16 protein-coding genes are annotated in these 22,727 nt (G+C 34.3%); 14 read left to right on the top strand and 2 right to left on the bottom strand.

Annotation, left to right across the window (positions count from 1 at the left end; genetic code table 11):
- Positions 1–94: 94 nt before the first annotated feature.
- From BK137_RS08705 to BK137_RS08640, 14 genes are all read left to right on the top strand, one after another.
- Positions 95–1,432, top strand: a complete 1,338-nt coding sequence (locus BK137_RS08705) for an MFS transporter (RefSeq protein ID WP_038181121.1) — start codon at positions 95–97, stop codon at positions 1,430–1,432.
- Between the two features lie 150 nt (positions 1,433–1,582).
- On the top strand, positions 1,583–2,323 hold the full coding sequence (locus BK137_RS08700) for a GntR family transcriptional regulator (RefSeq protein ID WP_038181124.1): 741 nt from the start codon (positions 1,583–1,585) through the stop codon (positions 2,321–2,323).
- Between the two features lie 423 nt (positions 2,324–2,746).
- On the top strand, positions 2,747–3,226 hold the full coding sequence (locus BK137_RS08695) for a metal-dependent hydrolase (RefSeq protein ID WP_038181128.1): 480 nt from the start codon (positions 2,747–2,749) through the stop codon (positions 3,224–3,226).
- A 178-nt stretch (positions 3,227–3,404) separates the two neighbouring features.
- Positions 3,405–4,628 (top strand): transglutaminase-like domain-containing protein, encoded by a 1,224-nt coding sequence (locus BK137_RS08690; protein ID WP_038181131.1) that lies wholly within the window; start codon positions 3,405–3,407, stop codon positions 4,626–4,628.
- 327 nt (positions 4,629–4,955) lie between these two features.
- Complete coding sequence (locus BK137_RS08685; RefSeq protein WP_038181134.1) at positions 4,956–6,419, top strand: protein adenylyltransferase SelO; 1,464 nt, start codon at positions 4,956–4,958, stop codon at positions 6,417–6,419.
- Positions 6,420–7,042: 623 nt separating this feature from the next.
- Complete coding sequence (locus tag BK137_RS08680; protein WP_038181137.1) at positions 7,043–7,717, top strand: response regulator transcription factor; 675 nt, start codon at positions 7,043–7,045, stop codon at positions 7,715–7,717.
- Positions 7,714–9,081, top strand: coding sequence for a sensor histidine kinase (locus tag BK137_RS08675; protein WP_038181139.1), 1,368 nt, complete (start codon positions 7,714–7,716; stop codon positions 9,079–9,081). Before BK137_RS08680 ends, BK137_RS08675 begins: the two co-directional genes overlap by 4 nt.
- 948 nt (positions 9,082–10,029) lie before the next feature.
- Positions 10,030–12,636 carry a cation-translocating P-type ATPase gene (locus tag BK137_RS08670; RefSeq protein ID WP_038181142.1) on the top strand — a complete coding sequence of 869 codons (2,607 nt, stop codon included), beginning with the start codon at positions 10,030–10,032 and terminating at the stop codon, positions 12,634–12,636.
- A 294-nt stretch (positions 12,637–12,930) separates the two neighbouring features.
- Positions 12,931–14,232 (top strand): NCS2 family permease, encoded by a 1,302-nt coding sequence (locus BK137_RS08665; protein WP_038181144.1) that lies wholly within the window; start codon positions 12,931–12,933, stop codon positions 14,230–14,232.
- 376 nt (positions 14,233–14,608) lie between these two features.
- Positions 14,609–15,961 (top strand): Sau3AI family type II restriction endonuclease, encoded by a 1,353-nt coding sequence (locus tag BK137_RS08660; protein ID WP_038181147.1) that lies wholly within the window; start codon positions 14,609–14,611, stop codon positions 15,959–15,961.
- Between the two features lie 8 nt (positions 15,962–15,969).
- Complete coding sequence (locus tag BK137_RS08655) at positions 15,970–17,100, top strand: hypothetical protein (protein ID WP_038181150.1); 1,131 nt, start codon at positions 15,970–15,972, stop codon at positions 17,098–17,100.
- Between the two features lie 212 nt (positions 17,101–17,312).
- A complete protein-coding gene (gene dcm, locus BK137_RS08650; RefSeq protein WP_038181154.1) occupies positions 17,313–18,563 on the top strand; it encodes a DNA (cytosine-5-)-methyltransferase in 1,251 nt (416 codons plus the stop codon).
- Between the two features lie 316 nt (positions 18,564–18,879).
- A complete protein-coding gene (locus tag BK137_RS08645) occupies positions 18,880–19,467 on the top strand; it encodes a Maf family protein (RefSeq protein ID WP_038181158.1) in 588 nt (195 codons plus the stop codon).
- Positions 19,468–19,917: 450 nt separating this feature from the next.
- Positions 19,918–20,808: a patatin-like phospholipase family protein gene (locus BK137_RS08640; RefSeq protein WP_038181160.1), complete on the top strand. Its 891-nt coding sequence runs from the start codon at positions 19,918–19,920 to the stop codon at positions 20,806–20,808.
- Between the two features lie 86 nt (positions 20,809–20,894).
- Here BK137_RS08640 and BK137_RS22895 read toward each other — a convergent pair whose 3' ends face one another.
- Both BK137_RS22895 and BK137_RS22890 read right to left on the bottom strand, forming a co-directional pair.
- Positions 20,895–21,665 carry an alpha/beta hydrolase family protein gene (locus BK137_RS22895; protein ID WP_327192113.1) on the bottom strand — a complete coding sequence of 257 codons (771 nt, stop codon included), beginning with the start codon at positions 21,663–21,665 and terminating at the stop codon, positions 20,895–20,897.
- Positions 21,666–21,755: 90 nt separating this feature from the next.
- Positions 21,756–22,688 (bottom strand): TolB family protein, encoded by a 933-nt coding sequence (locus tag BK137_RS22890; protein WP_327192114.1) that lies wholly within the window; start codon positions 22,686–22,688, stop codon positions 21,756–21,758.
- Positions 22,689–22,727: the final 39 nt, after the last annotated feature.

Raw genomic sequence — 22,727 nt, 5'->3', positions numbered from 1 at the left:
TAACTGCTTCACAATTTCGAAGTAGATTCCATGTCTTGAATATTATATTAAATAGTAGATTAAATTAAATTTTCTTAAGACAGGGAGCCATAAAATGGTCGCAATTAGTGAAAAATCATCAGCATCACAAAACCATAATGTAAAAAAGGCAGTACCTATAATTTTACTTTTCTTTGTATTCGCATTGACTATTGATAATTCGTTTAAATTAGTTTCAGTAGCAATAGCAGATGACCTTGGAATTTCAGTAACAACTGTTAGTTGGCAAGCTACTCTTGCAGGTCTTGTAATTGGTATTGGAGCGGTTGTATACGCTTCCTTAGCTGATTCAATCAATATCAGAACGCTTTTAATTGCTGGTGTTATTATGATTTGTGCTGGTTCTGTGATGGGTTACGTTTTTAAAGATTCGTATGCGATGATTCTTTTTTCGAGAATTATTCAAACAGCTGGTTTAGCATCTGCTGAAACATTATATGTGATTTACGTTACAAAGCATTTGCCAAAAGCAGAGCAAAAAAAGTTTTTAGGGTTTAGTACAAGTAGTTATTCTCTGTCACTTGTAATTGGTTCTGTAACAGGTGGATATGTTTCAACATATTTACATTGGACAACTCTATTTATAATTCCTTTAGTAACAATAGCTCTTGTTCCATTTATCATGAAATATCTACCGAAAGAAAAGTCTACAAAAAGCTATGTTGATGTAATTGGTTTATTTTTGATTGCAGCAATTGCTACATCGGTTATTCTCTTTATTTCAAACTTTAATTGGCTGTATCTAATTGGTTTTATCATTGCTATGACGTTATTCTTAGTGTATATAAGCAAAAGCCCTAAAGCTCTAATTGATATCTCTTTCTTTAAAAATAAGAATTTCATTAGAACTTTATCAGTTGCATTTGTCATTTATACAGTTCAATTAGGCTATATTTTCACTTTCCCATTTATTCTTGAAGGAGTATATGGCTTAAAACTAGATGTTATCTCATTATTATTAATCCCTGGGTACATTACAGCAATAATCGTTGGTATGCTTTCTGGGAAAATTGCAAAATATTTAAGCAGTAAACAGGCAATCTCTATTGCACTTATTGGTATTGCTGCAAGCTTGTTAATTCCAGGCTTATTTGTTGGAAGCACTGTTGTCATTTTTGTTATTTCTATGATGCTATTCTCAGGTTCATTTGCTTTCATGTATGCACCTATGCTTGAAACATGTATTAGAACAATACCAAAAGATAAATCGGGAACAGCAATCGGTTTCTACAATTTAACATTGAATGTGGCTGCTTCTATCGGTATCACATACACTGCAGCGATGCTTGATAAAGTAGAAATTTCAACTATCCTAATTGTTCTTTCAATTATTGCGTTTGTTAGTTTAGGATTGTTTGTGACTCTATTAAGTAAATTAGAAAAAACTAATTAACGGAAGTTAGTTCAGGTAAATGTGTCACAGATAATAAGCTGTGACACATTTTTTATGAAATAGATGTAATGATTTACTAACTTTATAATACATATTAATGAAATAAATTGATGAGGATCCATAATCTAAAAATAGTATAGGTGTGTGAAGATGGAATTCAAAATTGCAAATATGGAAGAAAGAAAAAAACCATTGTATATAACTGTGTATGATGAATTATATAAACTCATCATGAATGGAACGTTTATGTTAGATAGCAAATTACCGGCAGAACCTGAATTAGCAAAAATGTTCGGAGTTAGTAGAATGACATTAAGACAGTCCCTTTCCCTTTTACAAGATGATGGACTGGTGAAAAGGGTACATGGAAAAGGGAATTTTATTACGAAGATAGCAATAAATAATGAAAAAATAGGTATAGAAAAAATAGGGAATCCTCTGTATAAATCTCATACGAAACAAATAGATGATGTTGAGATGAGTTTCAGAATTGATTTGGATAGTGAATATACCCAGCAAGTATTATGTAGGAAGTCCGCCGCCGTTGTTGCGTTTGAGAGGTGGTATAAAAGTGCAGGGGAAGTTGTTGCCTATGCCTTTACGAATATCGCAATTGAAGCAGTAGCTGAATTGAATTTAGATTTACAAGATAATGATCAATTATTAGAAATGCTTGAAACTAGAATTTATAAGCTTGCAAATAGATCTACGATTGACATAAAGCGTTCAGCTTCTGTTAATTCTTCTTCACAGAAACATAAAGTAGATGGTGGAGAAGACTGTGATTTATTATTAGAGAGTATTTTTATTCATGAGGATTATCCATTAGTTTACAATAAATTCTATATACCTAAAGAATATAGTTGCATAAAAGTAAATGCGGTGAAGTAGAGGTTGTTGATATAACTGCATGTTTTCAAGTTGCTAAGTAATACATAGATAAACCTATTATTATTTCTGATAATTCGAGGTAATTTTAATAAGTTAAATTGTATTTTAGAGATAATAAGATGTAATAGATAAGCTTATGGAAGAAGTAAAGACAACTTAATATAGAAATGCACCCTAATTGTTATACAAAAATAACATTTAGGGTGCATTTTTATTGTAGGGCTTACTATTTTCACTAAATTATAGCTATGCTAGCGTTGATTCAAAGAATATGATTCTTATTAGGAGATGATGAACTTAGGTAAAATAACACAAAACATTTGTTTGTTTATCAAAAAAACACTATTATATATATAATTATGACTACGATTAGTGTAATGTAAAAGGGCACACATATTAATAGAATTAAGGAGAATTACAAGCATGACAGGAAATACTCACATCTTAGGCGGCATTACAGCAGGTCTTGCTTTTGCACAAATTTCAAATTACGATCCATTAATACTCGTTGGTTCAAGTGTAATAGGAGCATTGATACCAGATATTTGCCACAGTGGCAGTAAAATAGGACGGACGTTCCGTATCACATCAAAAGTCGTCAATAAGATATTTGGGCATCGATCGTTCACGCATAGTTTACTATTTTTATTATTAATGTTCGTTGTTATGAATACATATATTTCGAATGAATCAATCACAGCAGGCGTATTACTTGGAATGGTCAGCCATTATCTGCTTGATATGGCTACAAAAAATGGTATTAAGTTATTCTTTCCACTAAAAATCACAGTGCGATTACCGTTTACAACTCGAACTGGAAGTAAGGTAGAGAATATTGTTGCTACTGTATTAACAATTATTAGCGTGTATTTTGCATTTCAAACAATTGTTCATTTACTCTAAAACAGAAATTTCCTCTTAAGTCTTTATTGACTTAAGGGGATTTTTTAATAAAAGGTAAATAATTAACTGAAATTACAAAAATGTTATAATATGGATTTGAGTGAAGGCGATCGAGTGAATTGAAAATATGTGTTGATTAATAGTTATCTTTAAAACAAAAAGTATAGGGGTGTGATGTATGAGGAAGCAAAATTTTAAAATGAAATATCAGTACGAAAATATTACTAAGGGAAATGTTGAAGTATGGTTTTCAGAACCAAAAGAATCTTCCACACAACAATATATCGTGACAAAACCTAATCTTATACCAGAAAAAATTTCTGAGCATTCCTTTTTGAATAATCTATGGTATTACAAGTTAGAGCCAGGTCAAAAATTAGAAATAACAATTGATTATCAAGGTAGCAGAAGAGATAAAACTTATACATCTAACATAACAAAAGAAGAAAAGGAGTTCTTTTTGCGTTCTACAAATCTAATACCTGTAAGTGAAGAGATAAAAAAAGAAGCACAAAGGATTGTAGAAGGAGTAAGTACAGATATTGAAAAGGCTGAAAAATTATTTCTATATATTATAAAAACATACAAGTACTCCTCACATCTTTCTGGAAGAGGGGTTGCAGTTTTTAAAGAAAGGAAGAAGGGTGACTGCGGAGAGTTTGGTGCAATCTTCTGTTCGTATTGTAGAGCTATCGAGATTCCAGCAAGAATGTTATATGGAACTTGGATACTTAAGAAATTTTCACCTCATGCATGGAGTGAAATTTATATTGAAAATGAAGGATGGATTCCAGTTGATCCGAGTATGGGGAGGATGAAAATGTATTTACACCCATTTATAAATATATCATCAGCTATACATTATGGAGTTTTCCCAAATAAGAAAAGATATTTTGGCGATCACGAAGGGAAAAGATTAGCATTTTCTATTGACCCGGAAAGATTATTAGATCCGAAATACATTGATAACCTAGAATATTCACAAGGTGTAACAAAAGAATGCATTGATGGAAATGAAATAGCATGGGGGTATGAATCAATAGAAGGTAAGGCTCCTTTTTTACAGCCTATTTATCCAAAATTACATAGTAAAGAAGATCGAATATCAATTAAAGCATTATTTGGAGAGTGGACTGGACAACACACCTCTATTCTGAAGAATTTAACTTATAAAGTAAAATTGGCAAGTTTCAATATTGGTTTTCTTCTCATAATTATAGAAATGATCAATGATTTCATTATGAAAAACGAAATGTTGCTTAATTTACTACCACTCTTAGCATATCCATTTCTATTACTAGGCACGATTCTATCCATTGTAAGGAATGAGGGGAATCTCCTTCTGTATGTATTAGGCTTTTTCTTAACGTTGTCATGTTTAAGTATACTTACTAATATATAAGGGAACCAGGCACCGATATTATATTTTATTTCAATAATACTAATAATCATGACAATTCATAATATGAGGTAATTCTAAAGTTATATAAATTTATGAGCATTGTCTAACCCATTGGAGTTGAAGTGAAGATAGATGGCTCTTAAATTCCGCAACACTGAAAATAAAAAACACTTAAAACTGTGCAAACGGTATAATTAATAAGCAGAAGTAAACATTAAAAGAAATGCATTGTGTTTTTATAGAAAGAAGATAACGAAAAAATATAAAGTGTTTTTCGTTATTACTTCATTTAAGAGAAAGTATATATAAAGACCAAAAGGAGAAACTATGACAAAAAATAATGAAGTAGGTTGGAACTTTGACAATAGCTATAGCCGTTTGCCAAAGTCATTTTTTTCAAGCATCAATCCAACCCCGGCCATTTCGCCGGAGTTGATAATTTTTAATAGTGAGTTGGCAACATCTTTGGGTTTAAACGTTCAAGAATTACAAAAAGAAGACGGTATTGAAATATTTGCAGGAAATCAGATTCCTGAAGGCGCTTCGCCACTTGCTCAAGCTTATGCAGGGCATCAATTCGGCCATTTTAATATGCTGGGAGATGGCCGAGCAATACTGTTAGGTGAGCACATTTCACCAAATGGTAAGCGAATTGATATTCAGCTTAAAGGTTCAGGTAGAACACCATACTCCCGCGGGGGTGATGGTCGTGCAACACTAGGACCAATGCTACGAGAATATATCATTAGCGAAGCAATGCATGCCTTTGAAATACCTACTACCCGTAGTCTTGCAGTAGTAACAACAGGTGAACCTGTTTTACGCGAAACGGAACTACCGGGTGCTGTATTGACTCGTGTGGCAGCTAGTCATATACGTGTCGGAACCTTTCAATATGCTGCAAACTTCGGCACAATAGAGGAACTCCAGACTCTTGCTGATTATACAATTGAGCGTCATTTTCCTAATATTGAAGCTAATGAAGACAAATATCTTTCTCTTCTTCAAGAAGTGATTGAACATCAAGCAAAGCTTATTGCCAAATGGCAACTCGTTGGTTTTATTCATGGAGTGATGAACACAGATAACATGTCCATTAGTGGTGAAACCATTGATTTTGGTCCTTGTGCTTTTATGGATGTCTATGATCCAGAAACAGTATTCAGTTCCATTGATACTCAAGGGCGCTACTCTTATGGCAATCAGCCGTTTCTAGCGGGTTGGAATCTTGCGCGATTTGCTGAAACCCTATTGCCTTTACTGCATGATAATCTGGAGCAGGCTATCGAATTGGCCCAAGATCAGCTATCAGGTTTTAATGAGTTGTATCAAACCAATTGGCTCGAAGGAATGAGAGCTAAGCTTGGGATATTTAATGAAGAGGCCGAAGATGAAGCTCTTATTAACGGACTCTTAAGTATGATGAAGAAGTATCGTGTAGATTATACTAATACTTTTCGCGCTTTAACTTTAGATGCTATGGATGAAACTGCCCTTTATGGGACTCAAGAATTCTCTCAGTGGTATGAACTCTGGCAAGCTAGGCTAAGCCGACAACAGCAATCTCAAGCATTATCGAATCAGTTGATGCGGGATAGTAATCCGGCGGTAATCCCACGAAACCATCGGGTTGAAGCTGCACTAGAAGCAGCAGTGAAGCAAGGTGACTATAGTGTGATGAAGCAACTTTTGACTGTGCTTTCAAATCCTTATGAGTATTCAGCAGAACAAACAGAATATGCCAAGGTACCTACATCAACAGTACCATACCGTACGTATTGCGGTACTTGATATATAGTCAAACAGTTGTTTAGCATTTAATGACAAGAAAATCCCGCTGGATACTTATCCAGTGGGATTATTTGTTTATTGTACTTGAAATTCTTCTTATTCTATTTATGAAATCAATTTGAATTCGTCATCTAATGATCGTTTATAATGGACGATTGCTGTTTTGCAATTTCTATAACTGGAGATGATTTTGATGGCACGATAAATGTTGGGCAAAAGAAAAAATCGAAGCCTAATTTATCTATCTAAAGAGTTTTAGTATTTACTACAACTAAAAGTATAGATGTAATAGTTTCTACTTTTAGAGATTGGTTTTTTTGATTTAGAATGTACCTTATAGAAGAGTAGTATATGAATTGACCATACTATTTGCTTAGGTGAGCAAAAATTATTATGGATGTAAAGGATGAGGGGGAAGATGAAAAAACAATTGTATATTTCAAATGCATAGAAGGCAGCATTTGAAAATCATAATATTCTTATACCTGATTGCTAAAGTCTAATAATTTATCCTTAAGTAAGGGACTTCTATTTACTCTCGCAAATAAAGGGAGAATAGGAGTAAATCAATTTTAATTATAGTATAATAGTTACTTCAATATGAGATGGAAAAGAGGGAACGGATGCCTACTATACTGGTTGCTGACGACGATGCGGTTATTCGCGAACTCGTTTGTTTATTTTTACGCAACGATGGATTCGAAACACTTGAAGCTGTGGATGGTAAGGAAGCACTGACTGTCTACGCCTCGAAGCATGTGGATCTTGTAGTACTTGATATTATGATGCCGATTATGGATGGTTGGACGTTATGCAAGGATCTTCGAAGAGCCAATCCGGATCTTCCTTTACTTATGCTCACTGCGAGAGGTGAAACATGGGAGAAAGTGAAAGGATTCGAACTTGGAACAGATGATTATTTGACGAAACCATTCGATCCGTTGGAGTTGACGGCTCGTGTTAAGGCACTATTGAAACGATACCGCATTGGCTCCACACAGACGATCCAGTTTGGGAACATCATCCTTGATCGACAGACATTTAAGGTGATGAGTGGGGCAGATTCGCTTACTTTACCACTCAAGGAGTTCGAATTGCTGTATAAGCTCGCTGGAACACCGGGGCAAGTCTATACTCGCGCGCAGTTGATAGATCAGATTTGGGGGATCGATTACGCTGGGGATGATCGAACGATAGACGTACATATTAAACGTTTGCGTGAACGGTTCTCTACTACAACAGATTTTCGTATCGAAACTGTGCGTGGACTTGGATACAGGCTTGAGGTGGACAAATGACCAAATCCTTATATACACGTGTTGTATTGACATTTCTGGTCTCCGTAATCGGTGGCACTATCATTGCTTTTTTTATGTCAACTTGGGTATTTAAAGATAAATTGAACGAAAACTTAAAATTCCCTTTACTTCACTTTGGTCAGGACATTGTCCGGATTTATGAAACACTTCCGTTACGTGAAGCGGAGTCATTCGTAAGTGGAATGAAGCAACTTGATTCATATCATATTCGAATTTATGATGAAACGGGTCAATTCCAGTCATATGGATCGCTTAACGGACACAATCCGGTGACTGTAACTAATGAACAACTAAAGGAAGTACTTGATGGAAAAGTTGTTCAAGTCAATCCGAATGGTGTTGCTAGTTTTTTCTTAGGGTTACCGCTGAAAACGGAAATGGGAACGAAAGCAATGTTTGTAGAGCCGCTAGCACCACCTTCCACCGAATTCACTAGAAAGTGGGCACTAACTTTTTTGACTTATTCGTTGATTGCAGGAAGCTTATTAATTCTAGTCGCAGCCATGTTTCTAATAATGCCGATTAAAAAGCTGACGCAAGCAACCAGGCGTATAGCAGTTGGAGATTTCAACGTTAAGCTGAATATTAAACAAAAGGGTGAGCTTGGTACTTTAGCTCGCAGTTTCGAAGAAATGACTCATGATCTACATCAACTGGAGCAGATGCGTAGGGATTTCGTATCGAACGTGTCGCATGAAGTTCAATCGCCGCTTACCTCGATATCCGGTTATGCTTTAGCGCTCAAGCAAGTAGAACTCACAGATAACGAGAGAAGCCGTTATCTCGATATTATCATCGCTGAAGCAGATCGGATGTCTAAGATGAGTGATAGCCTGCTCAAGCTGAGTTTACTTGAATCACAGTCACAGCAACTGCAGTTGGTCACGTTTAACCTTGATGAACAGATTAGAAGAGTCATCGTTGCGATCCAGCCACAATGGTTCGCTCGTAACATTCATTTCGAGCTCAATTTAAAAGCCGTTCGTCTAATGGCTGATTATGATCAATTAAATCAAGTATGGACGAATATACTCGGCAATAGCATCAAATTTTCCGAGGATGGTGGAGTTATTAATGTCAGCATCGACCAAGATAACAAAAACGTGATGGTACGAATAACCGACACTGGCATTGGTATTTCACTCGCGGATCAGAAGCGTATGTTCGAGCGGTTTTTTAAGGCCGATCGTTCTCATTGTCGTAAGTATGGCGGTAGCGGTATGGGACTTGCCATAGTTAAACAAATTGTATCGCTTCATCAAGGGGACATTCGAGTGGAAAGTGAACTGGGCAGAGGAACGACCATCATTGTCACCTTGCCAATAACAACGTCAACAGATTAGTTAAATTGATAAGTTATCAAATGGATTGTTTAAATCGGAAAGAAATTGAAGAGCAGGGCGAATGTCTAATGTTGGAGTTAGAATGCAACTGACAAGGGACATATAGTAAAAAACCTCACCAAATTGTATGTTGGTGAGGTTTTCTCACGTTTAAATGTGTCACTTTAGGATTTTTTTGATTCAATTATACGTGACTGCCCAAAGAAATACGCAATTTTGCAGTAGGTAGATTAGAAGCTAATGAACGATAATCGGCTCTTATCGAATGTTTCTACTCTTCCACTAGGTATGATGTTTTGAATAAAATAGCCAATTGAAAAGTTGATATTATTAATGTCCATACAAGTGTACCACTACTTCGACTTCGAAATTCCGCTAATTTTCAAGATGGCGTTCATTTGCTTTATGTTGGATAGAACGAGCAAGTTACTAAGTACAAAATAAAGGTGAATCTATTTTATATTTTACAATTAAATTAATTTCTATATCGATTATTATCATACTGGAAAGTAAATAGGAATAGTATTGTTAAAGTAAAAATATTATTGAGGTTGAGAAGATAGAGAACAAAATTGACATGCATTTCATTAAATTCTATTTCCAGGGGATATATGTAATTGAATTTACTAACTGTTTAAGAATGGGCATTCCAAAAGGGGGAAAGGGGTTGAAATCTAGAGTTTTTTCTACTGAATATAGATAGGGCTACTACAAACGATACAGATTTTTTAAGTAACACTAGCATACAAATTTGTACTGACAGGTTATACATTCGTTAACTACTGACACATAGTCCCGCCGTTTTTAAACTAACTAATTTCTATTCTGTTTTTCACAATAAATTGATTTATTCAAGTTTTGCGAGCCTCTAAGTTAAATAGGATAATAGTTTAAAGTTTCTTTAATTAGCATGATAGTCTAATAACTTCATACTGGAAGGTGAATCAGATGTCAGAATATCATCAACAAACATCAACTGAAGTCATGGATATGTTGGACGTAACAAAACAAGGGTTAAGTGATTATGACGTCGAAAAGAGACAAGAAGAATACGGCTATAATGAATTGGTGGCAGGAAAAAGAACAAGCGCAATTGCCGTTTTCTTCGGACAGTTTAAAGATTTATTAGTCATTATTTTAATGATTGCCGCTTTCATTTCATATCTATTAGGTGAAGTAGGAAGTACTATTGTGATTTTGATTGTAGTTATTTTAAACGCAATCCTGGGCACTGTACAGCATGCGAAGGCAGAAAAGTCTTTGGACAATCTGAAAGAACTGACTTCTCCAGTTGCAAAAGTGATGAGAGATAATCAGATTGTTGAAATTTATTCAGAAGATATTGTGGTTGGTGATCTTCTCTATTTGGAAGCCGGTGACTATGTAAGTGCTGACGGGAGATTATTAGAAAACTATAATCTTCGTATAAATGAAAGCTCGCTGACAGGGGAATCGTTGGCTGTAGAGAAAAGCACAGTACCCATTGTAGATGATCAAATTACTATTGGTGATAAAAAAAATATGGTTTTCACTGGGAGCTTTGTCACTAATGGACGTGGTATTGTAATTGTTACAGCTATTGGAATGGAAACAGAAATCGGGAAAATTGCCAATTTACTAGATACTGCAAAGGAGAAGAAAACACCTCTACAAGTAAGTCTAGATCAATTTGGAGAAAAATTAGCATTAGGTATTACGCTAATCTGTTTAGCTATTTTCACTATCGATCTTTTTAGAGGCCGTGAAATAGTGGAATCTTTTATGTTTGCTGTTTCACTTGCAGTTGCTGCAATACCAGAGGCATTAAGTTCAATTGTTACTATTGTGTTGGCTTTTGGGACACAAAAAATGGCAAAGGAAAATGCCATTATACGCAAGTTATATGCAGTTGAAAGTCTAGGTAGTGTTTCTGTTATTTGTTCAGACAAAACGGGAACCCTCACTCAAAATAAAATGATTGTTCAACAAGTATATGTTGATCAAAAAGTTATTTCACATAATCAACTCCATACAGAGAATGAAATCGAGAAGGATCTTATCTTAAAGGCGATCTTATGTAATAATGCCTTGGAGAGAGATCAAAAAGAAATTGGAGACCCTACTGAAATTGCACTAGTAAAATTAGGGAAGCAATACAATCTTGACGAATTAATCGTAAGAGATAAATTTCCAAGAACGGCGGAAATCCCTTTTGATTCAGACAGAAAGCTTATGAGTACAGTGAATCATATTAATCAACAAAATGTCTTGATTACCAAGGGAGCATTAGATGTTCTTCTAGCTAAAATTGTGAAGATCAAAACATCTCAAGGCATCATTGATATTACTGCAGCACATCGTAAAAAAATAGAAGAAGTAAATCGTTCCTTTTCCATGAATGGTTTACGGGTACTAGCGATTGCTTACAAAGAAATTAGAAAAAATCAAACGATTCATGCCTCAGTCGAAAATGATTTAACCTTTTTAGGATTAGTGGCGATGATGGATCCTCCTAGAGAAGAGTCAAAAGAGGCGGTAGAAAACTGTATAAAGGCTGGTATTAAACCAGTTATGATTACAGGGGATCATAAAATAACAGCAACAGCTATTGCCAAACAAATTGGTATTTTAAATGATCCTTCAGAAGCGATTGAAGGATATGAAATTGAAGAGTTAACTGATCAACAACTACAAGAAAAAGTTCCAGATATTTCTGTCTACGCCCGAGTAACACCAGAGCATAAGATACGTATCGTTAAAGCTTGGCAGGAGAAAGGGAATGTCGTTGCGATGACGGGAGATGGAGTCAATGATGGCCCTGCCCTAAAACAAGCAGATATCGGTGTAGCGATGGGGATAACCGGTACCGAAGTAGCAAAAGATGCATCCTCTATGATTTTAACGGATGATAATTTTTCAACGATTGTCAAGGCTATTTCTAATGGTAGAAGCATGTATACCAATATAAAAAACGCCATTCTATTCTTATTGTCGGGTAATGCAGGTGCTATTTTTGTTGTTTTATATGCAACAGTATTAGGTTTACCAGTTCCATTTGCCCCTGTTCATCTGTTATTTATCAACTTACTTACAGATAGTTTACCAGCTATTGCAATAGGTTTAGAGCCACATAATAAGAAAACAATGAAGGACAAGCCTAGAAATATTAACACTCCATTATTAAATAAAAAATTTACTACTCAAGTGGTGCTCGAAGGATTATTAATTGGTATTTCAACCATCATTGCTTTTCAAATGGGATTGTCAACGGGAGATACCCTAACAGCAAGCACAATGGCATTTACAACATTATGTTTGTCAAGGTTAGTACATGGCTTCAACTCGAGGTCAAAAGAATCGATCTTCACAATCGGTATATTCTCGAATAAATATACTTGGCTAGCATTTTTAATCGGATTTATAAGTTTACATTTAGTACTATTTGTTCCATCACTTACGGGTGTATTTGAAGTTGCAAAACTAAGTGGGGTACAATTAGGTATTATTTATAGCTTGTCTATTATGCCGTTTTTAGTGAATCAGTGGTATAAGCTTTTGTTCGTGAGAAATAAATAATATCATAAAGATTCAACAGACACTCTTAGCAGTGTCTGTTTTTTTGCGCTCAAATATTTGAATATTGGGATTCTTGATTTTTTGTCGAAAACTAGAATTAATTCCTATCATTAAAGAATTTATTCTATAGATATATTGCATAATAAGAAAATCATTGGAATAGCAAATTATATAAATATAATCAAAACATTTAGAGAATAATGACTTTGAGAAAAGGGGTTGCATTTCGCCTCATAAGCGAATATTATATTTAATGTTGCAAAAAATGTTCGTGTTTAAGAAGGAGGAATATTAATGTTTCATTTAAAAGAACATGGTACGAATGTTAAGACTGAACTTATTGCAGGAATGACTACATTCCTTACTATGATATATATCGTTGTTGTAAACCCGATAATATTATCGGATGCAGGTGTACCACTTGATCAAGTATTTATGGCAACTATTATTTCAGCTGTAATAGGTACATTATGGATGGCACTTTGTGCGAATTATCCAATCGCAATTGCTCCTGGTATGGGGTTGAATGCATATTTCACTTATGCGGTCGTATTATCCTCTGATGGTAAAATTGATTATTTAACGGCTTTTGCTGCTGTTTTCGTGGCAGGGATAATTTTCATTCTTTTATCTCTGACTCCATTACGTGAAAAACTAATAACGACGATCCCGCAAAATTTAAAACATGCAATTACTGCAGGGATTGGTTTATTTATCGCATTCCTTGGCTTACGTATGGCCAAAGTGGTTGTCGCAAGTGATAGTAACTTAGTGATGCTAGGTGATTTAACTTCTCCTGGTGTACTCTTAACGTTGTTTGGTTTATTCATCACTGTTATTTTAATGGTACGTAATGTAAAAGGTGCATTATTTATCGGTATGATTGTTACTGGTATTGTAGCAGTGCTAACTAATCAATTACATATTGAAAAAGTGTTAGCTCTTCCTCATTTACCAGAAGGAATTTTAATCTGGAATCCAATTGAAGCATTTAGCCAAGTCTTTTCATTTGGATTATATGGCGTTGTATTCTCATTCATTTTAGTTACACTCTTTGATACAACAGGTACAATGGTTGGTGTCGCAAAGCAAGCAGGTTTGATGAAGGGCGATAAATTACCTCGTGCACGACAGGCGTTATTAGCTGACTCAGTTGCCACAACTGTGGGTTCTATGTTTGGTACAAGTCCAACAACAGCGTTTGTTGAATCTTCATCTGGTGTTGCTGCTGGTGGTCGTACAGGTTTAACTAGTTTAACTGTTGCTATTCTATTCATCGTTGCTTCATTCTTTGGTCCATTAGTGGGCGCTGTTTCTGGTGTTGCTGCTATTACTTCTCCAACTTTAATCATTGTTGGTACATTAATGATTGGATCTGTAAAAGATATTGAATGGAGTAAATTTGAAGAAGCGTTCCCAGCATTCTTAATCATTTTAATTATGCCGTTAACTTCAAGCATATCAACAGGGATTGCTTTTGGTTTTATCACTTACCCAGTTTTGAAAATTGTTAAAGGTGAAGCGAAAGAAGTACATCCAATGCTTTATGTTTTTGCTATTCTATTTGCATTCCAATTACTATTCTTACCTCACTAATATAGGAAATGCTCACGGCACATTTAGATGCAGTGGGCATTTTTTTCTTGTTTTAGAATAATTTTGGTAGTTCTAAACTTTTCAATACAACAAATAAACTGATTCCTGGATTTTCACATGATTATCCTCTTATCAATTATGTGTTAATATATACCTATGTAATAACATTTAGGGTGATATTTAAGTAGTATAAAAACAAGTTAGCTCTTTTAAAGCTTTAATGGAGTAACTAGTTACTATAAATAAGCATATTTTGTACATAGAAAACAGTACGTTTCATGATTGAAAAGGTATGAATCATCAACCACTTATTGTGAATAATAGGATTAATGGGAAGTGGAGTAACAAGATATTTATCTGAAAAGAGGACATAGTAATGGAATATAAGAGTATTGAAGAACTAGAAATTAAAGCTCAACAAGCCCGCGGTCTTACCTTTAGAGAAATCGACAAAAAAGGTCGTTTATTAAAAAAAGGAGCCACAGGTGCATTAGGTAATATAATAGAAGAAAGCTATTTTGAATATGAAATCAATAGTAAAGCAGAAGCGGATTTTGCTGAACTTGGTGTAGAGCTTAAAGTAACACCTTTTAAACAAAACAAAGATAAAAGCCTTTCAGCTAAGGAACGTCTCGTTTTAAATATTATTAACTATATAGAAGAAGTAAATTATACATTTGAAACATCAAGTTTTTGGAAGAAAAATCAAAAAATGTTGTTAATGTTTTATGAATGGAAAAAAGAACTAGAACGTGGTGAATATAAAATTATTGAAGCAATTCTTTATGAATTCCCTGAAGAAGATTTAATTATCATCAAAAAAGACTGGGAGTTTATCGCCGATAAGATTCGCCAAGGAAAAGCTCACTTACTTTCTGAAGGAGATACGCTATATTTAGGGGCTTGTACAAAAGGAGCCAATAAAAATTCTTTACGTAAACAGCCTTTTTCAGATGAGCTTGCTATGCAGCGAGCGTTTTCACTGAAAAGTTCATATATGACATCTATTGTTCGGGAATACATATCCAAAGAAACATTAACGTATTTTTCTTCTAAAAATGAATTGAAAGAAAAAACAATAGAACAGCTGTTAAAAGAAAAATTTGCTCCATATATCGGTATGACTTTCTATGAAGTTGCTGATCAATTACAAGTTAAAATTAATCCTAGTAATCGATCATCTGTTGCGAATTTAATAAGTGCTTTATTAGGAGTAAAGGGAACTAAACTAGATAAAGTTGCAGAATTTGCAAAGGCAAATATTCAGTTTAAGACAGTTCGCTTGCAACAAAATGGTAGACCACAACAAAGCATGTCATTTAAAAACATCGATTTTCATGAAATTCTTGAAGAAGAATGGGAAGATAGTTACATTCGAAACTATTTTCTCGAAATGCAGTTACTATTTGTAGTATTTCAGTTTGATAAAGAAAATATTTTGCGCTTTAAAGGTATTAAACTTTGGCATATGCCAATGGAAACAATTGAAGTTGAACTCTTTAATTATTGGACGGAAATCCGCCGTGTGTTAAATGAAGGTGTCGTATTAACTAAAACGAAAAAAGGGATTGAAAATAACTTTCCTAAAACAAATCATAATGGTGTATTGCACGTTCGACCTAAAGGAGCAGATGGAAACGATAAAATTCAACTACCTGATGGGCAATGGATAACGAAGCAATGTTATTGGTTGAATGCAGGCTATGTTGCTGAAATAGTTAAGGAGTAGGTGTAATAATGGCAGGATATATTTTTACGTTAGATAGTTTTGATTCATTATCAGAAATAATTAATAATGGAATTTATAGTACAAATCTAAATATTCCTAGTAAGGATGTTTGGAGCAAACATCATGAGGGGACATTTGCAGATTATCTTTCAATGTCAGAGGGAGATAACGTTTATTTCTTTATTAAAAGAAAAATATACGGTGTAGGTAAATTGAAAAATATAGAAGGAGACTGTAAATTATTAAACTTTCCAGATGCGGATATTCCTCAAAGTAAAAAATTTCAAGATTTACAGGATCAAATGATTTTGAATAAAACTGAATTTAATTTAGGGAATCGCTTTATCTGTACTTTTGAAGGGGCTCCTCATTTTTATAAACAAGGTATTGATATGGATGACGTTTTAGAATCTAATCCGCAATCTTTTAAAATGCTTAGAGTTTTATGGAAACTTTCATTTATTAAAATTGATGACATTGAAAATAAGGCATTATTGGATGTCATATTAAAAACGAATGAATCAAAAATGTTCGATCAAGAAAATATCTTCGATACATCCATACTTCTACATGATAGAGTAAGAGCGTTACATAGTGAAAGATATAAGGTAACATCTGAAAACATATTAGAACTTGCATCTAGCGAAGCCTTTATAAAGCATGAAATGGCAATAGAAGCTGGAATTATCTCCTACATAAAAAACAACCCAAATGGAGAATTTGGTCATTGGGATTACCTTTCACACCAAGTGGTAGCTTCTCCATTTAAACCTGTAGACTATATGGATAAAATGGACGTTTTCGGTTATAAATTCATTCCGAACTTTCACACTGTATCAAAATATTTAGTAATTGAAATAAAAAAAGATAGTGCAACAGTTGATGTTATTCATCAAATTATGAAATATGTTGACTGGGTCAATCAGGAATATACTTTCGGGGATTATGATATGATAGAAGCTTTTGTTGTTGCAAGAGATTTTCCTGTAGATGTAATAGAATTAAAAAAGCTAATTGGTAGAAGAGTTTTTACAAAAGGAAGAAGACCTCCTAAAACAAGTGAGTGGTTTAATTTGAAGTTGTTGAAATATAGTTACAATAAACAATTAAAAAAATTACAATTTGAAGAAGTTAAGTGATTTATATGAAATTATGACTTAAAGTTAAGGGTATTGGAACCTAATTTGAAAAAAATTAAAATATATTAGCTGGAACAGTATTAATTATAGGTACTTAGTCCTGTTTCCGCCTAATTTGATATTATTAATATGGCAGTATTATTAGTTTTGATCTTGACTTAAGGTACTCTTTTTCATTATAATAAAGAAAGATAAGAAAGGATGTTCGCTATATGAAAAATGCTCTAAATGTAGTCGAGTTATTTGCGGGCGTGGGTGGATTTCGATTAGGTTTGGAAAAAGCGAACTCAGATGTTTTTAAAACAGTTTGGGCAAACCAATGGGAGCCATCGCGCAAAACGCAAGATGCATATGATTGTTATACTCGAAACTTCAATAGTGGAATTCATAGTAATGAAGATATTACGACAGTTCCTGATGAAGTATTCCAAAAGTTAAACATAGATTTATTAGTAGGCGGTTTTCCTTGCCAAGATTACTCCGTAGCTCGAACTTTATCAAATGAAAAAGGACTTGAAGGCAAAAAAGGCGTATTGTTCTGGGAGATTAAACGAGTTCTTGAAAACTCACATCCTAAATATGTACTTTTGGAAAATGTCGATCGTTTATTGAAATCACCGTCAAAGCAACGTGGGCGTGATTTTGCAATTATGCTAGCGACATTCCGTGATTTAAACTATATTGTGGAATGGCGAGTAGTGAATGCAGCTGAATACGGATGTGCACAAAAACGTCGTCGTGTCTTTATTTTCGCATATAAAAATACACTTGATTTTGCGGAAAAACAACTTGATTATAATTCACATGATATTGTATTTAAAGAAGGATTTTTTGCTAATACTTTCTCTGTAAAACAAGAACCTTATAAAGAACGTATTAGTACAGTAACTTTACCTGAAGATATTGTGGAAATTTCGGACGAGTTTTCTTTTTCTTTCCATACAGCAGGAGTGATGGTGAATGGGAATGTCTATACAGCACAAACAATTGTAGAAAACGAAAAATTCATTCCACTAAAAGATATTTTAGTAGAAGAAGTTACAGTAGATGAAAAGTACTATCTAACACCTGCTCAAGTTGAAAAGTTCACATATTTACGAGGACCGAAAAAAATTGAGCGTACATCAGCAGAAGGTCATAAATACATTTTCTCTGAAGGTGGTATGTCTCCAACTGATGATTTAAATGGGCCAGGCCGTACAATGTTAACAAGTGAAGCTTCAGTTAACCGTAGTACACACATAGTTGAGATTGATGGACGAAAACGTTTCTTAACACCTATTGAGTGCGAAAGATTAAACTCATTCCCAGACAACTGGACCGCAGGAATGCCGGAACGTATGCGTTACTTCTGTATGGGGAATGCATTAGTAGTTGATCTTATTAAACAGATGGGATTAACAATTTTAGATATTGAAGTAAATGAGCATATTACTTCAGAACAAATAATGTTAATGTTATGACGTATGCTGCATCTCAATCTTAATGATTGTAGGTGCAGTTTTTTTCTGAGCTTAAATACAATTTTCATTTTAATTTGGCATTAAGCTAGAAATGGTATTTCTATAAAAATTCTTAGAAGTATTAAGAATCAACCAGGAATCCAGTAAAACTACCATCTTTTATTGAAGAAAAGTCAATAGAAATGATTACTCTGAACGAATTTCACTCAGTTTTTAAGGAGAAGAATAAAATTAGAGAGGACTACTTCAAAGCTAATAGGATTTAATTTTGCAAATACCGTCATCTTTTGTATGATACAAATGAGGAGTGAGGACTATGCAATTTCAAACAACAAGATCATTTATTTTAGCATCTGCATCACCACGACGTAAGGAGCTTTTTGGCCGTTTAAATATACCATTCGAAATCGTTACTGCTGATGTAGAAGAAACGAGTGTACAAGCGTCAGAAGTGTCGCAATATGTTACAGAGGTTGCACTATTAAAAGCGCGCGCAGTTGCGAAATTATCACCAGGTCAAGTAGTCATTGGCGCAGATACAATCGTAGCAAAAGACAATCAATTACTACATAAACCTAAGAGTCATTTCGAAGCAATGGCACATCTTCGCACTCTACGTAATACAGCACACGAAGTTTTAACTGCTGTAGCAATCATTGAAGAGGATGGAACAGAAACAACAGTAATTGAAAAAACGACAGTCATCTTTAAAAAAGTTTCTGATGCATTGTTAGAAGCATATGTCGCAACTGGGGATCCTTTTGATAAAGCTGGTGGTTACGGCATACAAACTGAAGGTGTCTTTTTGGTCGATCGTATTGAGGGGGATTATTTAAACGTAGTTGGCTTACCGTTAGCATCGTTATGTGAGCATCTCATTGCTAGAAAACTAATCACATTATAAAAAGCAACTATTTCAGTTTTTGTTTCGAAAAGTTAATGATACAAATTGTACATAAAAAGAGGACTTCAATTTTGAAGTTCTCTTTTTCCTTTTAAAGTCTATATTTTTTAAACACTTTAGAAGGAGATAGATCATTCGTTTCATCGGATTTATAACATTCTTTATCATGGTATGGAAGTTCTATGTCATTCCAATCGAAGTCATCTTCTACACATTTTATAAATAAGTCATATCCTTCTTCATCCTAAAGAATCTCCAAATCTATTAAATGAATGGAACGATTATTCACTGATGGTACCTTGTAGGATGACCTTAATACTTCCTTTTTCTAAATCTAATCAAAATAAATTAATTTAGATAAGAAACATTTTCACGGCATTTTCGACATAAGTTCTTAATAACGCTCTCATTTCTTACGGAGTTATCAGTACGGATGAAGGGGGAAAAGTATTGATTGTCGATGGGGTATTTTCTGGTGGGGGAATTAAAGGCTTTGCATATTTAGGAGCATATCAAGTGCTTGAGGAAAGGGACATTCATTTTAATCGAGTAGCTGGAACGAGTGCAGGTGCTATTTTCGCAAGTTTTATCGCAGCTGGATTTACCTCAACTGAAATAGAGAAGATGTTAGATGAACTGGATGTTTCTTCGTTGCTTGATCCACCTAGAACATTGTTTGGATTGTCATTTCTGAAATGGCTAAATCTATATTTTAAAATGGGATTATATCAGGGAAAAGCACTAGAAAAATGGTTTTATAAAAAACTAGCAATTAAAGGCATTTATACATTTGGTGATTTACCAAGCGGTTCTTTAAAGCTCATCGCTTCTGATTTAACGAATGGCAAAATGCTAGTACTCCCAGACGATTTAAAAAACTATGGGGTAGATGGGGAGTCATTTTCAGTTGCACGCGCTTTACGAATGAGCTGTGGAATTCCTTTTTTCTTTGAGCCGGTCAAACTAAAGATTGCAAATGAAGAATCAATAGTAGTAGATGGAGGAGTACTTAGTAATTTTCCGATATGGATATTTGATGATGATAGTGGTTGGAAAGAACGGCCAGTTATTGGATTGAAGCTAAGTCATCCTAGAGAAGAAATGGAACCGCAAAAAATTAATAATGGACTCCAATTATTTGAAGCACTCTTTACAACTATGAAAGATGCACATGATGAGCGATATATTTCTCGTAGACTTGAAAAGGACATTATTTTCATACCCGTTGAAAATTACAGCGCGACACAATTTGATCTAAATCAAGAAACAAAAGAAAGTTTAATCAGTATTGGAAGAGAAAGCACATTGCAATTTTTAAAAACGTGGCAAAACGTTTTTTAGTAATAAAGTTGTTTATTATAAATTTAAAACTGTAAAAACCTCCTACCAATTAATTTGATAGGAGGTTTTTACAGTTATTTATTTATTTATTTATTTATTTCTGTATTAAAGAATTCCAGTATCTTTTTATAAACGAAAATTTCGTTCGCCTTTTTCGTGAATCCATGTCCCTCATCCTCTAGCACAGTATATCCCACTTCTCGTCCTTTTTCCGTCAACGCAGCTACGATTTGGTCAGATTCCTTTTGTACAACACGAGGATCGTTCGCCCCTTGAATAACTAACATAGGCTTAGTCATACCGTCTAAATACGTAATTGGTGAATCAGCTATTAATTTATCTTTATCCTTCTCTGGATCACCTATCCATTGCTTCATAAATGGTCCCCAAAACTCCGGAACAGATTCAATAAATGAAAATAAATTACTTGGACCAAAAACATCGACAACCGCTTTAAAATAATCTGCATGACGGCCGTGTAGGAGAAGTGCCATATAGCCTCCATAGCTACCACCTAAAAGCAGCATTTTATCACGATCTGCATAGCCTTTTTCAATAAGCCAATCAATCCCCCTAATATTATCAAGACGAGGGCCATGACCCCAATCACCTTCAACCATTTTCATAAAGTTTAAACCATAATTCGATGATCCTCTAAAGTTAGGTGCAAAAATAGAGTATCCTTGGTTAACAAGGAATTGGAACATCGATCGAAATGATTTACGTTCATTAGCTTGTGGACCACCATGTGGCCATAAAATAACATAACCATTCGAATCTTCTTCCTTTGCCTTGAATAAGAGTGCCTCAATTTCTAAACCATCAAACGATGGATAGCGCAGCACTTCGGGTTCCACCAAATCCTCGTCTCGAATACCTGGTACTCTATAGTGCGTTAACTCTAACCAGGAACTTCCTGTTTCCTTTGAAACAAAAATATTATTTGGTTACGTAGCCGTTTTCCCAAGCAAATATAAATGTCCGCTTGGCATGATAACCATTTTCTCAATAATATCTACAGGTATTTCGATTTTTTCATTTGTTCCATCTGCAATTGTATAACGATAAAGCCGATCCTCTACACCATAAGAACCAACAATATATAGTGCATTCTCTTTTTTTGAATAATAAATACTTGTAAAGTCTTCTTTTTCTAATTGAAGCACCTTTTTAAATTGTCTCGACTGAATGTCAAATTTCGCTAAATAGCTAAGATCGTCATCATAGTTTGTTAAAAAATAAATTTCGTCTTCAGAAGTATATACAAAATCGGATACTGTATGCTGCTCATCCGTTGGTGGTGTGAGCAATACATTCTCAACATCGGTCTGTACATATGCTAATGAATTCGTATTACCAAACGATTTAATATAAACAAATGATTTTTCTTCAGGGCTAACTGTAGCGATAAAAGTAGGCGCAACACTACCTTCTATAAGTATCTTTTCCTTACCACTCTCAATGTCATAAACTAGACTATTTAAATACTTCGCATTCCCATCAGTTGTAGAGTAATATAGATTTTTACCATTCTCGGTCAAATGTGCGTAGAGATGACGCTCTCCCTCTTTAAAGCGAATAGGTACTTGGCTTCCTCCCTCAGGTGCAATCGCATAAATTTGGCTATTTTCATCACCATCTTTATCAAATCCAGCTAAAAGGAATTCACCTGTTTTCGAATATGTAATAAAATTAGAGATTTGATTATTAAAAGTTAGTGGATATGGAAATTTTTTCTCTACATCCATTCCCCATAGATTAAAATGACCATTAAAATTCGTACATAATACAATCTGCTTTTCATCAGGACTTACGGCAAAATCACTAACGGTTAAATTTTGTAAAAAATTTGTTATATCCGGCTTTCCAAACTGAATCATAGCTATTCCTCTTTTCTTAAAGTTAATAAATACGAGTAA

This window comes from Viridibacillus arenosi (assembly GCF_001955655.1).
GTDB classification, from domain to species: domain Bacteria; phylum Bacillota; class Bacilli; order Bacillales_A; family Planococcaceae; genus Viridibacillus; species Viridibacillus arenosi.
The sequence above is the reverse complement of the archived record's forward strand: the minus strand, read 5'-3'. Positions and strand labels throughout refer to the sequence as shown.

What these genes read in the sequence shown, in the direction of transcription:
- BK137_RS08705 (WP_038181121.1), top strand. Translation starts at nt 95, where the DNA reads ATGGTCGCAATTAGTGAAAAATCATCAGCATCACAAAACCATAATGTA.
- BK137_RS08700 (WP_038181124.1), top strand. Translation starts at nt 1,583, where the DNA reads ATGGAATTCAAAATTGCAAATATGGAAGAAAGAAAAAAACCATTGTAT.
- BK137_RS08695 (WP_038181128.1), top strand. Translation starts at nt 2,747, where the DNA reads ATGACAGGAAATACTCACATCTTAGGCGGCATTACAGCAGGTCTTGCT.
- BK137_RS08690 (WP_038181131.1), top strand. Translation starts at nt 3,405, where the DNA reads ATGAGGAAGCAAAATTTTAAAATGAAATATCAGTACGAAAATATTACT.
- BK137_RS08685 (WP_038181134.1), top strand. Translation starts at nt 4,956, where the DNA reads ATGACAAAAAATAATGAAGTAGGTTGGAACTTTGACAATAGCTATAGC.
- BK137_RS08680 (WP_038181137.1), top strand. Translation starts at nt 7,043, where the DNA reads ATGCCTACTATACTGGTTGCTGACGACGATGCGGTTATTCGCGAACTC.
- BK137_RS08675 (WP_038181139.1), top strand. Translation starts at nt 7,714, where the DNA reads ATGACCAAATCCTTATATACACGTGTTGTATTGACATTTCTGGTCTCC.
- BK137_RS08670 (WP_038181142.1), top strand. Translation starts at nt 10,030, where the DNA reads ATGTCAGAATATCATCAACAAACATCAACTGAAGTCATGGATATGTTG.
- BK137_RS08665 (WP_038181144.1), top strand. Translation starts at nt 12,931, where the DNA reads ATGTTTCATTTAAAAGAACATGGTACGAATGTTAAGACTGAACTTATT.
- BK137_RS08660 (WP_038181147.1), top strand. Translation starts at nt 14,609, where the DNA reads ATGGAATATAAGAGTATTGAAGAACTAGAAATTAAAGCTCAACAAGCC.
- BK137_RS08655 (WP_038181150.1), top strand. Translation starts at nt 15,970, where the DNA reads ATGGCAGGATATATTTTTACGTTAGATAGTTTTGATTCATTATCAGAA.
- dcm (WP_038181154.1), top strand. Translation starts at nt 17,313, where the DNA reads ATGAAAAATGCTCTAAATGTAGTCGAGTTATTTGCGGGCGTGGGTGGA.
- BK137_RS08645 (WP_038181158.1), top strand. Translation starts at nt 18,880, where the DNA reads ATGCAATTTCAAACAACAAGATCATTTATTTTAGCATCTGCATCACCA.
- BK137_RS22890 (WP_327192114.1), bottom strand. Translation starts at nt 22,688, where the DNA reads ATGATTCAGTTTGGAAAGCCGGATATAACAAATTTTTTACAAAATTTA.